The organism is Streptomyces sp. NRRL S-646, from assembly GCF_000720765.1.
GTDB lineage: Bacteria > Actinomycetota > Actinomycetes > Streptomycetales > Streptomycetaceae > Streptomyces.
Genome location: NZ_JODC01000001.1, coordinates 1 through 14,763, shown reverse-complemented (window position 1 = coordinate 14,763; position 14,763 = coordinate 1). Strand labels below are relative to the sequence as shown.

9 protein-coding genes and 2 pseudogenes are annotated in these 14,763 nt (G+C 67.5%); 8 read left to right on the top strand and 3 right to left on the bottom strand.

What is annotated here, in order from left to right; translation table 11 throughout:
- Positions 1–2: 2 nt before the first annotated feature.
- Positions 3–1,055 carry a 2-aminoethylphosphonate ABC transporter substrate-binding protein gene (locus tag IH68_RS0100045; protein ID WP_030926527.1) on the top strand — a complete coding sequence of 351 codons (1,053 nt, stop codon included), beginning with the start codon at positions 3–5 and terminating at the stop codon, positions 1,053–1,055.
- A gap of 185 nt (positions 1,056–1,240) precedes the next feature.
- Here IH68_RS0100045 and IH68_RS57620 read toward each other — a convergent pair.
- Positions 1,241–1,363: pseudogene (locus IH68_RS57620) on the bottom strand (IS630 family transposase); the annotation flags it as partial.
- 50 nt (positions 1,364–1,413) lie between these two features.
- Positions 1,414–3,717, bottom strand: coding sequence for a beta-L-arabinofuranosidase domain-containing protein (locus tag IH68_RS0100040; protein ID WP_030926524.1), 2,304 nt, complete (start codon positions 3,715–3,717; stop codon positions 1,414–1,416).
- Between the two features lie 1,412 nt (positions 3,718–5,129).
- On the opposite strand from IH68_RS0100040, the gene IH68_RS0100035 reads away from it, so the two are divergent.
- The 3 genes from IH68_RS0100035 to IH68_RS0100025 all read left to right on the top strand — a co-directional run bounded on the left by IH68_RS0100035 (position 5,130) and on the right by IH68_RS0100025 (position 9,766).
- On the top strand, positions 5,130–6,557 hold the full coding sequence (locus IH68_RS0100035) for a glycoside hydrolase family 43 protein (protein ID WP_030926523.1): 1,428 nt from the start codon (positions 5,130–5,132) through the stop codon (positions 6,555–6,557).
- A gap of 205 nt (positions 6,558–6,762) precedes the next feature.
- Positions 6,763–8,301, top strand: coding sequence for an alpha-L-arabinofuranosidase B (locus IH68_RS0100030; protein WP_199931826.1), 1,539 nt, complete (start codon positions 6,763–6,765; stop codon positions 8,299–8,301).
- 88 nt (positions 8,302–8,389) lie between these two features.
- Positions 8,390–9,766: a glycoside hydrolase family 43 protein gene (locus tag IH68_RS0100025; protein ID WP_030926517.1), complete on the top strand. Its 1,377-nt coding sequence runs from the start codon at positions 8,390–8,392 to the stop codon at positions 9,764–9,766.
- A gap of 856 nt (positions 9,767–10,622) precedes the next feature.
- Here the strand turns inward: IH68_RS0100025 and IH68_RS0100020 are convergent.
- The gene (locus IH68_RS0100020; RefSeq protein WP_030926512.1) at positions 10,623–11,804 is read right to left on the bottom strand and encodes a PucR family transcriptional regulator; all 1,182 of its coding nucleotides are present in this window, start codon (positions 11,802–11,804) and stop codon (positions 10,623–10,625) included.
- On the opposite strand from IH68_RS0100020, the gene IH68_RS56165 reads away from it, so the two are divergent.
- From IH68_RS56165 to IH68_RS0100005, 4 genes and pseudogenes are all read left to right on the top strand, one after another.
- Positions 11,805–12,671, top strand: a complete 867-nt coding sequence (locus IH68_RS56165) for an isopenicillin N synthase family dioxygenase (RefSeq protein ID WP_051833003.1) — start codon at positions 11,805–11,807, stop codon at positions 12,669–12,671.
- 25 nt (positions 12,672–12,696) lie between these two features.
- Positions 12,697–13,398: a site-specific integrase gene (locus tag IH68_RS57610; RefSeq protein ID WP_234341125.1), complete on the top strand. Its 702-nt coding sequence runs from the start codon at positions 12,697–12,699 to the stop codon at positions 13,396–13,398.
- A complete protein-coding gene (locus tag IH68_RS49365; protein ID WP_234341118.1) occupies positions 13,311–14,261 on the top strand; it encodes a hypothetical protein in 951 nt (316 codons plus the stop codon). The genes IH68_RS57610 and IH68_RS49365 overlap by 88 nt, the downstream gene beginning before the upstream one ends.
- Positions 14,258–14,763: pseudogene (locus IH68_RS0100005) on the top strand (hypothetical protein); the annotation flags it as partial. The gene IH68_RS49365 and the pseudogene IH68_RS0100005, both read left to right, overlap by 4 nt.

Below are 14,763 nucleotides of genomic sequence, written 5' to 3'. Positions count from 1 at the left end.
CCATGCCCAGAACCCGCATCACGCTCGCCGTAGCCCTCGCTCTCCTCGCCACCCCCGTGCTGTCCGCCTGCGGCTCCTCCTCCGCCTCCGACGCCAAGGAAGTCACCGTCTACAGCGCCGACGGTCTCAAGGGCGAGAACGGCGACGGCTGGTACGACAAGGTCTTCGCGGACTTCACCAAGCAGACCGGCATCAAGGTGAAGTACGTCGAGGGAGGCTCCGGCGAGATCGTGCAGCGCGCCGTCCGCGAGAAGAGCAACCCGCAGGCCGATGTGCTGGTCACCCTCCCGCCCTTCATCCAGGAGGCCGGCGACAAGGGCCTGCTGGAGAAGTACGAGCCCAAGGACTCCGACCAGGTCAGCGGGGCCGACAAGGCCACGGACGGCACCTGGACCTCCGTCGTCAACAACTACTTCGGCTTCGTCTACAACAAGAAGGAGCTGAAGCAGACCCCCAAGGCCTGGGACGAGTTGCTCGACGCCCAGTACAAGAACAAACTGCAGTACTCCACCCCGGGTGTCGCCGGTGACGGCACCGCCGTTCTGATCAAGGCTATGCACGACTTCGGCGGCAAGGACCAGGCCCTCGCCTACCTGAAGAAGCTGCAGGCCAACAACGTCGGCCCATCCGCCTCCACGGGCAAGCTCGCCCCCAAGGTGGACAAGGGCGAACTGCTCGTCGCCAACGGCGATGTGCAGATGAACTACGCCCAGTCCAAGACCATGCCGGGCCTCGGCATCTGGTTCCCGGCCGACAAGAACGGCAAGCGCACCACCTTCGCCCTGCCGTACGCGGCCGGCCTCGTCACCAAGGCCCCGCACAGCGAGAACGGCAAGAAGCTCCTCGACTTCATGCTCGCGCAGAAGCAGCAGCAGGAGGTCAGCGAGATCGGCGGCGGTTTCGCGGCCCGCCAGGACGTCAAGGCCACCGACGCCAACGCCATCGCCCTCACCAAGCTGATGGACGGCGTCGACTTCTTCGAGCCCGACTGGAACGACATCAACAAGAACCTCACGTCGTACGTCGAGGCCTGGAGGTCGGCCACCGGCAGCTGACCGGCCGACTCCGGCCGAACCGAGCAACGCCCCTGGCACCACCGGGGGCGTTGCCATGCCCGCGTTCCCCTCCAGGGCGTTCGCCGGTGCACTGCGGTCCGTCGTCGGGCTGCCGGTCGGTCGTGGCTGGTCGCGCGGTTCCCCGCGCCCTGGGGAACTGCAGTGCCGTCGGCCGCACAGCGGTCTTACTGACCTTGCCGGCGTGATGTCGTCAAGGTGAGGCCGGTTTCGGCGAGACATCCGTCGATGAGGTTGCTGCGGTAGTGGATTTGGCGGAGGCCCTGCCGAAGGGTGCGCATCAGGTGGTCGACGGCCCCGCTCCTCGTCCGTCGCTGCCCGACGAAGCCACGCCCGGACGCTAGTTCAGCACGATGCGCCAGCGGTTGTCGGCGGTGCCGTCGTCCGAGTCCTGGACCGCGAACGCGCCGACGGCGGTGGAGTTGCCCGCGATGGCGAGCAGCCTGCCGCTGTTCACGTTGCGGATCTTGTAGGTCCCGTCTCCCTGGTCGAGCAGCGTCCACTTGTGGTCGGCGGTGCCGTTGTCCGACCACTGCAGAACGGTGGCACTGTCTGCCGTGTCCATGTTCAGGACGCCGAGCACCTTGCCGCTGTTGGCGTTGCGGAAGCGGACCGCGCTTCCATCGGTGATCATTTCCCAGTTGTGGTCGGCGGTTCCGTTGTCCGTCCATTGCAGAGCGCGGCCGCCGTTGGCCGTGGACATGTTCTGAATGCCCAGCAGGAGACCGCTGCTCGCGTTGGCGAGACGGACGGTGTTGCCGGTGGTGTTCCAGTAGACGGTGTAGTTGAAGCCGTGCGCGTCGTAGAACGGGCCCAGGTTGACGGTGGCGCCGCTGGAGGTGGCGGTGAAGGCGAGTGAACTGCTGCTGGTCCGTTTGATCGAGGACGTGTTCAGCGACGGGAGGGAACTGAGCGTGGTGTCACCGTAGTTGCCGGCAAGGACCACCGGGCCGTAGGTGATCGCGGCGGCGTTCGCGTTGTCGTTGGCCGGTCGGATGCCGATCCGCATGGGCAGGCGGACGGTGACGGTGTCGCCGGAGGTCCACGAGCGGTTCAGGGTGGCGTAACTGCCGGGCGTGGCGGTGATGTTCTGCGCGACGCCGTTGACGCTGATGGTGGCACCGGTGGTCCAGCTGGGTATACGGATGCGCATCGCCCACGTTCCGCTGACGCTGCCGGTGAGCTGAAGGGTCGTCGTGTCGCTGACAGGGTAGGTCGTCGTCTGGGTGACGGTGATACCGCGCTCCGTCCAGGTGAGCACCGACGGCACGAACATGTTCACGATCAGTGTGTCGTCACTGTGGAAGTAGATGGAGTCCATCAGCCTGGTGTGCATCTCCAGGCCGGTGCCCTGGCAGCACCAGAAGGTGCCGTAGTCGGTGCTCCAGGTGCCGCCGCCCAACGCCGGGCCGACACCGCGTCGACCTCCCGGCTTGAGGGGGGTGAAGTAGGTGACGTGGCCGTGGTCGTCGGCCGGGTTCTGCTGACCGATGATCTGGTTCAGCCACGCCCGCTCGTAGTAGTCGAACAGTGCGACGCGGTTCGGGTCGAGCGTGAACAGCTCCCGGGTGAGGGTGAGCATGTTGATGGTGTTGCAGCTTTCGCACGTGTCGTTGGTCAGGTAGCCGGCGATGGCGTTCGGGGCGCGGAAGTGCTCCGCCTGGCTGTTGCCGCCGATGGCGTACGTGTGCGCGTTGACGGTGATGTTCCAGGCGTTGGTGGCGATGTCCCGGTAGCGGGTGGTGCCGGTGGCCTTGTACTCTCGGGCAGCCCCGATCCACTTGGGGACCTGGGTGTTGGCGTGAATTCCGTTCAGCTGGTCCTGGTTGGCCGCCAGGGGGTCGAACACCGCGGCATGGTCGAACCGCTGGGCGACGGTGAGCCACCGTGCGTCGCCTGTCTGTTGGTAGAGATCGGTCAGCACGGTGTTCATGCCGCCGAACTCGACGCGCAGCATGGTCTGCATCTGCTGGGTGGTCAACCGGCCGGTGCGCCAGTCGACCCATCCGGCCAGGGCGAGGAGCACGTCCCTGGCCTGTGTGCTGCCGATGTGGCGCCATACGTCCAGCAGGCCGGTGAGGGTCTTGTGGATCGTGTAGTACAGCACCTCGCCACTGGTTCCCTGCTCGAGAGCAGTGAAGTTGGACTCGGGGTAGCCGGAGAGGTACCCGGGGTTGAAGCCGGCAGCGCTGTTGTTGGCCTGGCACTTGGCCAGTTCCGCGACCATGTAGGTGGCCTTGTCCCGGCAGGTGGTGTCCCCGGTCACGGCGTACGACTGTGCCCATGCCGTGAGGAAGTGCCCCTGGATGTGGGTGCGGAAGCCGAAGTTCGGCGCGTCCCAACCGCCGTTGGCGGTCGCACCGTTGGTGGACAGCTTGTGGTTGGCGCGGAAGTTGTACAGCAGCCGGTCGACATCCACGAACCGCAGGTAGTTCTGGGTGCGGTTCTGGTTGTCCAGCCACCGGCTTGCGGTGAGCCGGACCTGGCCGAGTTCGAAAGGGTGCGCCAGGACCCCGATGTCGGTCCTCGCGGGGGCGATGGCCGCTTGGGCGGGAGACGCGCCAAGGAAGGTTCCGGTGGCAGAGGCAGCCACGGTGGCCCCGGCCAGTTGGAGGAGACGACGTCTGCTGACGGAGGAAGACATCTTGAGCCTTTCGATACGGCAGAGCGACTGCTTGGACTTTTGATGTGCCGGCTCACACGTCCGACGGCCGGGCGTGGCGCGTCACGGGCCTGTGTGCTGCCGACGCGGCGCCCTACGGCCGACAGGCCGACGACACCTTCCTCACGTGGTTCGACTTTTCAAACGTCGTCCGAAATATGGAACGCGGATCTTCGCTGACACATGGGATGGATTAACGGACATGGACCTTGCTTGTGTCCAGCCGTGTGAACACAAAATTCTTACCGGCTGTCGGGTCCTCCCGTAGCTCTGCGGCCACGTGCTGCGGAGGCGCAGTTCCACACCCCGGTACACGAGGGCCTGCGGGCGGGCCGTGCAGCCGCTCTGCGAATGCGGGTTGGCGGTCGGCTTCGCGCACCCGGCGGTGTAGGGCGCGGCGCCGGCCTTCACCTTGGCGGCCATGCGGGCGAGGTCGGCGCCGGCGTGGAGGAGGCCGGGGTGCGCGAAGGCTCCGCCCGCGGCCACCGAGGGGGCGACACCGGCGAGACCGACGGCTGCGGCGCCCGTGGCTCTGGGCACGGTGCGCCGACGGATCTGTCGTGTCGCATGCATGTACAGGAGACGGGGGGACGGCGGGGCAATAACAGAAACTGGGTTGGACGTTGTGCGGGTGATTGCCCGACGGGGTTGAGCGCTGCGGTGTGGCTGGTGATCGAGGGTGGGGCCGGCTGCCGGTGCGGTGTGCTGGGGGTTGTGCGGGCGGGGGATGTCGCTGGATGCGTGGGAGCGAAGGCGGGCGCCCGTGGCCTCCTTGAGCCACCGCGGCCTGCCCGGCCCTGCCCTCGGCCGGCGTTCCCGGTAGGTGCGCCGGGCGTCGACCAGGGAGACCTTGTTCGCGCCGCCGGCCATGGTCGGTCAGCGGGACTGGACCCCGTCCTCCTCCCCGAGGCGGACGGGGCATGTCTCGTATGAGCCGGGCCAGGGGACCGGGTGAGTGCCGGATCGCTCATTTGTACGTTCGGTTAATCGGATGTGTCGGATGTATTGACGCGCTCTCTTTTCGGATTTAGCCTCTGCCCGATTTCACGAACAGCGTTCGATATATCGTCCAACCTGCCTGATCTGACAGTGAGTTGAAAATGAAGGCCTCCGACCGAAGCGCCCCCACCTGACGCGCCTTCACAGGCGCCGAGAAGCACAGACACCCGGCCCGCTCCGCAACCGCCCCACCTGGGCGGACGCGCCTGCCCACGCACCCTGACCCGCCGTCACCACGGCGCCCTGGGCGAAGCGGTGAAACACCGTCGTTCGGATCCCCCCTTCCGGCCCGCGCGGTGTCCGTGTCCTGTCCCGCCCATTCCGAGACCAAGTTCCCCCCGCCACCCCGCTCCCCCTTCGCCCGGCGGTGGCACCCGCACCCGACAGGAGATCCGATGTCTGCGCTCCGCGCCCGGCTGACAGTGATGTTGCTCGCCGTCTGCCTCCTCTTCACGGGCCAAGCCCTCATCACACCCCAGCGGGCGGCCGCCGCCGACCCCGGCTACCTGATGGTGCACTTCACCGGCGACTCCGCGACCGGTCAGATGCTGTACCTCGCGCACAGCACGGACGGCCTGCACTGGAACGACCTCAACGGCGGAGCGCCGGTCCTCAACTCCAAGATCGGCACGAAGGGGGTGCGCGACCCCGCACTGGTGCGCTCCCCCGACGGCAGCAAGTACTGGATCATCGCGACCGATCTGTGCATCAACTGCGGCTCGACGTACACCAACGGCAGCCCGAACTTCGTGGTGTGGGAGTCGACCGACCTGGTGACCTGGTCGAAGCCGTGGCTGCTCGGCGCCGCCGGACTGATCCCCGGCGGAAAGAACGCGTGGGCACCGGAGGCGATCTGGAACCCCGAGACCAACGACTACGTCCTGTACTGGGCGACGAACGCCACGGTGAACGGCATCTTCAAGTACCGCATCTACGCCGCCCGCACCAAGGACTTCCGCACCATCACCACCCCGCAGATCTGGATCGACCCGCCCGGCAGCACCCCGGTCGTCGACACCCAGATGACCGAGGTGCCCGCCGGCACCGGCCCCTACCGCTACCTGAGGGTCTCCGGCGACGGCCAGAACAACGTCGAGGGCAGCAACTCGATCCTGGGGACGTGGACCAACCTCGGCAACCTCTCCAGCATCGGCCTCACCGGCAATGTGGTCGAAGGCCCGGTCTGGATGAAGTTCAGGGACCGCAATGAGTGGGCCCTCTACATCGACTACAACAACCCGCAGGGCGTCCGCGAGTACCGGCCGATCCTGACGACCAACCCCTTCGACGTCAGCACCTACCGGCTTCAGGATGCGACCAGCTACGACATGGGCGGCACCCCGAAGCGCCACGGCGCGATCATGACCCTCACGGCCGCCGAGGAGAGCCGCGTGCTCGCCCGCTGGCCCAACACCCCGGCGCAGCGGCTCCAGTCGTACAACTTCCAGGACCGGTACGTGCGCCAGATCGGCTTCGACGTGCGCATCGACCCGAACGTCAGCCCCGTCGAGGACTCCCAGTTCCGGATCAGGCCCGGCCTGGCGGGCACCGGCACCGTCTCCTTCGAGTCGGTGAACTACCCCGGCTACTTCCTGCGCCACGCCAACTTCGACTTCCAGCTCGCCCTCAACGACGGCAGCAGCCAGTTCGCCGCGGACGCCACCTTCCGGAAGGTCGCCGGCCTCGCCGACGCCACCTGGTCGTCGTTCCAGTCGTACAACTTCCCCGACCGCTACATCCGCCACTACGCCTACTACTTGAAGCTCGACCCGATCACGACCGAGACGGGGCGCGGCGACGCCACCTTCCGCGTGACGAGCTGACCCCACCGTCTCACGGTCAAGCCCCACCCTGAGCGCTCTGAGGGTCCACCGCTCCGGCGGCGGACCCCACGCCCGCCGCCTCAGCCGGCCCACGGAGCCACCGGCCGGGCCGGGCTGCCGCCGTGACGGCGGCACCCGGGAGTTCGTCGACACTCACCTCACACTCCACCTCGAAAAGGAGTTCTTCGTGATCAAGCCACTCTGGATGCGCGGCGTCAGACGCGCGCTGCTCGCGGCCGGTGCCACCGCCGCGCTCGCCGCCGGACTGCTCACCGCCACGGCCACCACCTCGCAGGCCGCCACCCAGGGACCGTGCGACATCTACGCCGCGGGCGGCACCCCCTGTGTGGCCGCGCACAGCACCACCCGCGCCCTGTACGGGGCGTACAACGGCCCGCTGTACCAGGTCAGGCGCGCCTCCGACAACACGACCAAGGACATCGGCCCGCTGAGCGCCGGCGGTGTCGCCGACGCCGCGCAGCAGGACTCCTTCTGCGCCAACACCACCTGCGTCAACACCGTCATCTACGACCAGTCCCCCAAGGGCAACAACCTCACCCAGGCCCCCGGAGGCGGAGCCGCCGGCGGTCCGGACAACCTCGCCAACGCCGTCGAGGCGCCGGTCACCGTCGGCGGACACAAGGCGTACGGCGTCTACATCGCCCCCGGCACCGGCTACCGCAACGACAACACCAACGGCATCGCCACCGGTGACCAGCCCGAGGGCATGTACGCGATCTTCAACGGCAAGCACTTCAACAGTGGCTGCTGCTTCGACTACGGCAACGCCGAGACCAACAACCTGGACACCGGCAACGGCCACATGGAGGCCCTCTACTTCGGCAACAGCAAGGCATGGGGCTGGGGCAGCGACAACGGCCCCTGGGTCATGGCCGACCTGGAGAACGGCCTGTTCTCCGGGGTCAACCGCGGATTCAACGCCAATGACCCCAGCGTCGACCACCGGTTCCTGACCGCCATGCTCAAGGGCGGCGCGAACCAGTGGGCCCTGCGCGGCGGGGACGCCCAGTCTGGCGGCCTGTCCACCTTCTACAACGGAATACGCCCCACCGCCTCCGGCTACAACCCGATGCACAAGGAAGGCGCGATCATCCTCGGCATCGGCGGTGACAACAGCAAGTGGGCCCAGGGCACCTTCTACGAGGGCGTCATGACCGCGGGCTACCCCTCGGACGCCACCGAGAACGCCGTTCAAGCCAACATCACCGCCGCCGGCTACAGCAGCGGCTCGACCAGCACCGGAACCCTCACCCCCGGCTCCCGGATCTCTCTCAAGGCCACCACCTCGCCCTGCTGCACCTCGCACTACCTGCGCCACAACGACGCCGACACCAAGGTCGTCATCTCCAACATCACCGCCGCCAGCTCGGCCACCGACAAGGCCGACGCCACCTGGATCGTCCGGGCCGGACTGGCCAACACCTCGTGTCTGTCCTTCGAGTCCGTCGACAAGCCCGGCCAGTTCCTGCGCCACTTCAACTACCAGCTCAACCTGAACTTCGACGACGGCGGCAGCGCATTCGCCAAGGACGCCACCTTCTGCCCCACCGCGGGCAACAGCGGCGTCGGCACCTCCTTCCAGTCCGTCAACTTCCCGACGAAGTACCTCCGCCACTACAACTACACGGTCTACATCGCCGGCAACGGCGGCTCCAACGCCTGGGACTCCACGACGTCATGGGCCCAGGACACCAGCTGGCTCACCGCGGCTCCCTGGAACTGACGAGGGACCAACCCGTGGGCGGCTCCGGGCCGGGGCCGCCCACGGGTTCTTCATCCGCCCGCACCTTCCTACGTCCCGGAGGCACCAGATGAGCGCAACCCCCCTCCCGTCGCGCCGGCTGTTCCTCGGCATGGCCGCGGCCGTGCCGCTGTCCATGACCGGCGCGCTGACCCTCGGCAGCCGGTCCGCGAGCGCCGCGACGACCTCCCCGTTCGTCATGGCCTACTTCACCCAGTCACCGAGGAACCTCGGTACGGACTACGGCCTGCACCTTGCCGTCAGCACCGACGCGCTGCAATGGATGCCGCTGAACCAGAACAACCCCGTCGTCACCCCGACCGCCGGCGACGGCGGTCTGCGCGACCCCGTCATCCTGCCCAAGCAGGACGGCACCTACGTCGTCATGGCGACCAACCTGAAGGGCACCGACTGGACCAAGAAGACCCCGTACATCCACGTCTGGGACTCCGCCGACCTGCGCTCCTTCGACAACTACCGCCTGCTGAAACTGCACGACATGGCCACCCACACCTGGGCGCCCGACGCCTTCTGGGACGCCTCCCGCGGCCAGTACGCCATCATCTACTCGGCCGTGAACAGCAGCGGCCACAACGTGATCATGGTCAACTACACCACGGACTTCCAGACCGTGACGTCGCCGCAGGTCTTCTTCGACCCCGGCTACGACATCATCGACGGCACCCTGGCCAAGGGTGTGAACGGCGTCAACTACCTGTACTACAAAGGCCACAACAGCCTCACGGGTGCGAAGTCCACCTCGCTCAATCCGGGCAGCTTCACCCAGTTCACTTCAGGCCTGGCGCCCCAGGGAGGCATCGAGGGCCCGATCCTCGCCGAGGCCGCCGGCACCTGGTACCTGTGGGGCGACGCCAACGCGCTGTTCTACACCTGGCAGACCAGCGACCTCTCCACCGGCACCTGGACCGCCACCGACCGGCGCGTCTACACCCAGCCGCTGAACTCCAAGCACGCCGACATCAAGCCGATTCCCCAGACGGTGTACGACAACATGGTCGCCAAGTGGGGAACGCCGGCCTGGAACCGGCTGAAGTCCTACAACTTCCCGGACAGATACTGGCGGCAGGTCGACTCCCTCGGCCGCATCGACCCGTACCCGTTCGATCCGTACACCGACTCGCAATGGAAGCTGGTGCCGGGGCTGGCCGACCCCTCCGGCGTCTCCTTCCAGTGCGTCACCGACCCGACCCGCTACCTGCGGCACTCCTACTTCCAGCTGCGACTGGACGCCAACGACGGCACCGCGAAATTCGCCGAGGACGCCACCTTCCACAAGACGTCCGGGCTCGCCGACCCGTCCTGGTCGTCGTTCCGCTCCCACAACTACCCGGACCGCTACATCCGGCACTACGACTACGCGCTGCGCATCGACCCGATCTCCACCACCACCGGCAGAGCCGACGCCACGTTCTCCGTCTGGTACTGAGCGTGGCGTTTGTCCTGCCCCGCCCGTAGTTCGCATCGAGAGGGTTCACGTCGGTCTTGGACCGTTGCCCATCCCTGCTGTGACCTGGGATGATCCGGCCCGAATCATGATCACGAGAGAGTCCGGGCTTGCAAACTTGCAGACCAGGCAGGCCCAGCGCTGTGGCCTGCCGGAGCGTGCAGCGGCCGCGTATTTCGCTGCTGGTCGCCGCGCTGGGCATCTTTGCCGTCTCCGTCACGGGGTGCGGCAGTTCCGGTGATGAAGGACTGCCCCCTGAGACTCGGTAGGTGACCTGGAACGGCCCCACGTGCGGTGCGGGCCGAGGAGAGATGTTTACGGTCCTCGGCGCGTAGAAGGCGTCGTACCGGATGGAGCTCGCAGGCACGCCTGCCGCCACTACGGCCGCCCTCACGTCGGTCATGAACCAGGTGGTCCGCACAGGTGGGCGTCGGTGGACGCAGGATCCGTGAGGAGGCCGGTGATGAGAGTGCTGTCCGGACGTCCGCGGTGATGTTCGGACAGGCTGTCCTGCGGCCTCGTCCGCGTCACGTACAGGTGCAGGCGGCATCGGCGCAACCGGCAGACGGCCTGCTGGAGTTCGTCCCGGTGTGGCAGGCTGCCGAGATCGCGGACGACGTGCACGAAGTCAACAGGGCGTTCGCTGCAGGCGGCTGCCGGCGCGTGGGCCATGCCGAGCCTGTAGTAGAAGTGCGAGGCGCCCTCCGAGTCGTGGGCGGTCGGAGGTGCGCCGGCGGGTGTTGGCTGTCTGGCGGGGGCTCTTCAGTCGCAGACCGCACACCACATGCCCGTCACGCACAGTGAAGACGCGCATCGGCCTGACTCTCCGGAGCCGTCGTCACTCGTTCTCCGGCTGGTCCAACAGGAAGAGGTCGAGTGAGACGAAGACCGTCTGGCGTCGATCAGGGTCCGCGAGAAAGGGGCCGATCAGGGTCTCGATCCGTGCGATCCGCAGGCGCAGGGTGTTGGGATGGAGGAAGAGCCTTCGGGCCGCCACCGTGATGTTCCCGTGCGAGGCCTTGAGTGCCTGCAGATCGGTGCCCGTCCGCGAGACGGGGACGCCGAACGGCTCGAGCACCAAGATGACCGCACGGCGCTGCGGGAAGATCTGGGGCCGCTTGGCCCGACGCAGCGCCCGCTCCCGGGCAGTGAGATCCTCCCCCAGAATCTCCCGCAGCAGTTCCTCCGTGGGTTCCCGGGTGGCTGCCTCCGACAACCGGACGTACGACGCCAGCGCCGCAACCCGCGCGACGTCCTCGACGTACTCCTGCTCGCGGCTGCTGAGCGGGGTCTCTCTGCGGACCGTGAGTTCGGCGACGACGCGGCCATGGCGTTCGAGGTGGAGGGCCGCCACCACTCGCGCGGAATCCCCGCTGCCGACGGGCTCCTCCGCCAGGACGTCCGTTCCCGCAGACACGGTGATGTGCGCACCGATGCGGCCTGCCGCACCGGCGATGAGTGCTTCCAGTTCGGTGCCATGGCGGATCAACTCACTGAGGGCGGTGTCGAGCGAGGGTCCGATCGTTTCGGCGGCCGGTCGCCGCAGGAGGGACTCGACCCGTTGCACGATCACCGCGGTCCGGCAGTCGGCATCGGCCCACAACAACGGGCACCCGCTCTCCTTCGCGACCGCGACCACATCGGCCGGCGGATTCACCCGTCGCCCGGTACCGGCCACCGTGACGGCCACTGCGCCGACCAGACCGAAGACGGGTCGCAGTTCGCCGATGAGCGGCGGCAGCGGACCATCGACGCGCACCGGCCGCCATTCGTACACGACCATGAGGCCGGGCCCCTCGTAGGCGCGCCAGGCCCGGACCGCCGCCGAGCGGGCTGCCGGTTCGTGAGGGAGGACGGCCACGGCACCGATCGGGTCGTCCCGCGCCCTCGGCGACACGGTCTGCTCCGGATGCCCCACAACCACCGACATGCCGGTGGCTTCGGCGATGTCCGTGACGGACACGTGCGGTACGCGCTGTTCCGCCGAAGGCGCTCCGGGGCCGGCGCCATACTTGGTCATATGCAGATCCTGCCAGTCATCGACCTTGAGGCGGCAGCGGCGGACTCCACGAGATTCGAGACCGAAGCGCAGCGTCTCGATCGGGCCTGCCGGGACGCCGGTGTCTTCGAGGTCGTCGGGCACGGTGTCCCCGCCGCGGTGATCGAATCTCTCTTCGCCGTCACCCGCGAGTTCTTCGCCTTGCCCCCCGAGCAGAAGGCACTGGTCGCACAGCCGCAACCGGACCAGGTACGCGGCTGGTCCGGGTTGGGCAGGGAGGGCATCGCGTACTCCCTGGACGAGGAGTCGCCCGGGGATCTGAAGGAGAAGATGGACATGGGTCCCCCCGAGTCACTGGGCGGAGGCCCGGAGCGGCACCCGGGCTCGGGACCGCACTTCGCGCGCAACGTCTGGCCGGCCCGGATGTCCGTGGTCTGGGAGGAGTACTACCGGCATCTCATCCGGGTCCGGAACGCGCTGCTGAGACTGTGCGCGCACGCGTTCGCCCTGGACGACGACTTCTTCGACGACAAGTTCGATCAGTCGATCAGCATGCTCCGTGCCCTGCACTACCCGAACCAGCCCGAGCCTCCCCTTTCCGGTCAGATGCGAGCGGGCGCCCACACCGACTACGGCGCCTTCACCGTCGTCACCGCAGAGGACCGACCCGGTGGTCTCGAAGTCCTGCGGGCGGGCTCCTGGGAGCCCGTGCCGTTGACGCCGGGCCGGCTCGCCGTCATGACAGGCGACCTCTTCGCCGAGTGGACCGGCGACAGGTGGCCCTCCACCCTGCACCGCGTGGTGAACCCTACGAGGGCACAGGCACTCGACATCACGACTCGCTTTCGCCGCAGGGTCACCGAATTCCCTGATGATCTAGCGTGTTGAAGCGGATCAACAGGGGCGGAACAGAGTGAGCTGGCGAGTGTTCTGGGTGCCGCAGGATGCGGTACGTGGCGGTGTACGTACGGCCGTACTGGAGGGGTGGGGAGACCTGCCCGTACGCGAGGCCGCGGTCGAAGTACGGGCGGGAGATCCGATCTTCCTGTCGCCGGATTACCGCGTGGACCCGCTGTTGTCGCTGTACGTGCAGTCGCGTCCTTTCAGCGGATATACCAAGGAGACGAGGCGGAATTACGCGACGGATGTCGCTCTGCTGTTGACCGCGTTGTGGGCCCGCGGGAAGTCGTGGCTGGAGGCGACGCCGAAGGACTTGGAGGACTACGAGGACTGGCGCCGGTTCGCCATGTCGAATCCGCAGCGGATCGGCGGGTCCAAGTGGGATCGGGAACTAGCCGCGATCGCGAGCCTGTATTCGTGGGCGAAGAAGGCCGGGTATCTCAAGCTGAATCCGGTCGTCATGAAGCAGGTGCTCGGGCGGAACGGTGAGGTGGTGACGGCTCCCGCCCAGCGGGCGAAGGACGCCCGGCCGAGCAATGTGCACTGGCTGACGCCGCGGGCCTGGCGTCGGTGGATCGACGTCGGTCTGCGGGCCACACCCGCGAGGGGATTGTGGAGCCGAGCTGGGTGGGCCGGCTGGAGGACCGCAATGTCGCCTTCGTTCGGACGGTCGTCTCCTCGGGCCTGCGGCTCCAGGAGGCGGCTTCACTGCTGACATTCGAGGTTCCCAAGCGGCGCCTGGGCGGCGGCCGTTACTACCGCGGGAAGATCGCCGCAGCGGTGACGCGGTCGAAGAAGCAGCGCACGTATTACGTCAGCTCGGACGCCGTTGGGGACGTTGAGTCGTATGCCGCGTCGTCACGGGCCTGGGTGATCCGCCGGGCGCAGAAGGCAGGCCGCTACGACCGGCTGCCCGAGATGCGGATGCTGATCGAGGTGACGCGGGGGCTGAAGCCGAAGGTCCGCTGGTGTGACCAGGACGGTGTGATCGGCGAACAGGAACTGAGCCTGCTGACCTGGCAGGAACGGATTCTGCTGTTCGAGGAGGGTCCGCACGGACCGGAGCCTTTGTGGCTCTGGCTGAACGAGCGGGGGCTGCCGTTCCTGCCGTCGTCATGGGAGAACGTGTTCCGCACCGCGAACAAGCGCTGCGAGCGAATACTCACCCCGCCCGAGCATCTGCGGCGGGACCCGCACCAGGTGTTCGCGCCCTACGCGACCGTTCACTCCGGGCGCCACAGCTTCGCCCTCTACATGCTGGTCGTCCTGAACTACCTGATGGACCAGCGGTTCGGCCTCACCCCGGAGGAACGCCGGGATTTCCGTCTCCTCTACGGCGACCCGTGGTTCATGGTCCAGAACCTGTTGGGGCACTCGTCGCGGGAGACGACGGTCAAGCACTACCTCGCCCCGGTCGCGGATCTTCAGCTGCGGGCGATGCTCGCCTCGACCGACGACGACCCGGCCGAGGCACCGATGCCGGAACTGGACGCGGTCTTCGCCCGAATCGCCCGGGAGTCGGAGGGCATCCAGGACATCGATTCCCGTCTGGTGCCGGCCGCGGGCAATGCAGCATGAGTGGCCAGGGACGCCGGGCGTCGTTGCCTCCGGCCACACACGCTCGCCCGGAGACGCTGGTCGACGACGGCCTGGTGGTCCGTCACATCAACCGGCACGGCCGGGCAGCCGACTACGACTTCTCGACGCTGCCGGTCGCCGAACCGATGCAGCGGTCGCTGGCCAGGCTGTTCGCGGCCCGGTGCACTCCGCAGCAGTGGGGCGCCCACGTCACCTCTCAGAAGAACTGGGGCCAGCTCCAGAGGTTCACGGACTTCCTGTCTGACCTGGACCACCCGCCTCGGGACCTGGACGAGCTGACGGGGGCGATGGTCAAGCGCTGGCGGACGAGCCAGCCCAAGACGGCCGGCGGTTACAAGCTCATCACCATGGTCGCTCTGCTGCTGAAGCATGATCCGCGTCTTCAGAGGGCGGTACGTGAGTGCATAGGTGTTTTGTCTTCACCTGAATGTGTGGCGGTGCGGCATCCCGGCCGGTCGGCGGGCATGGGCATGTTGAGCTG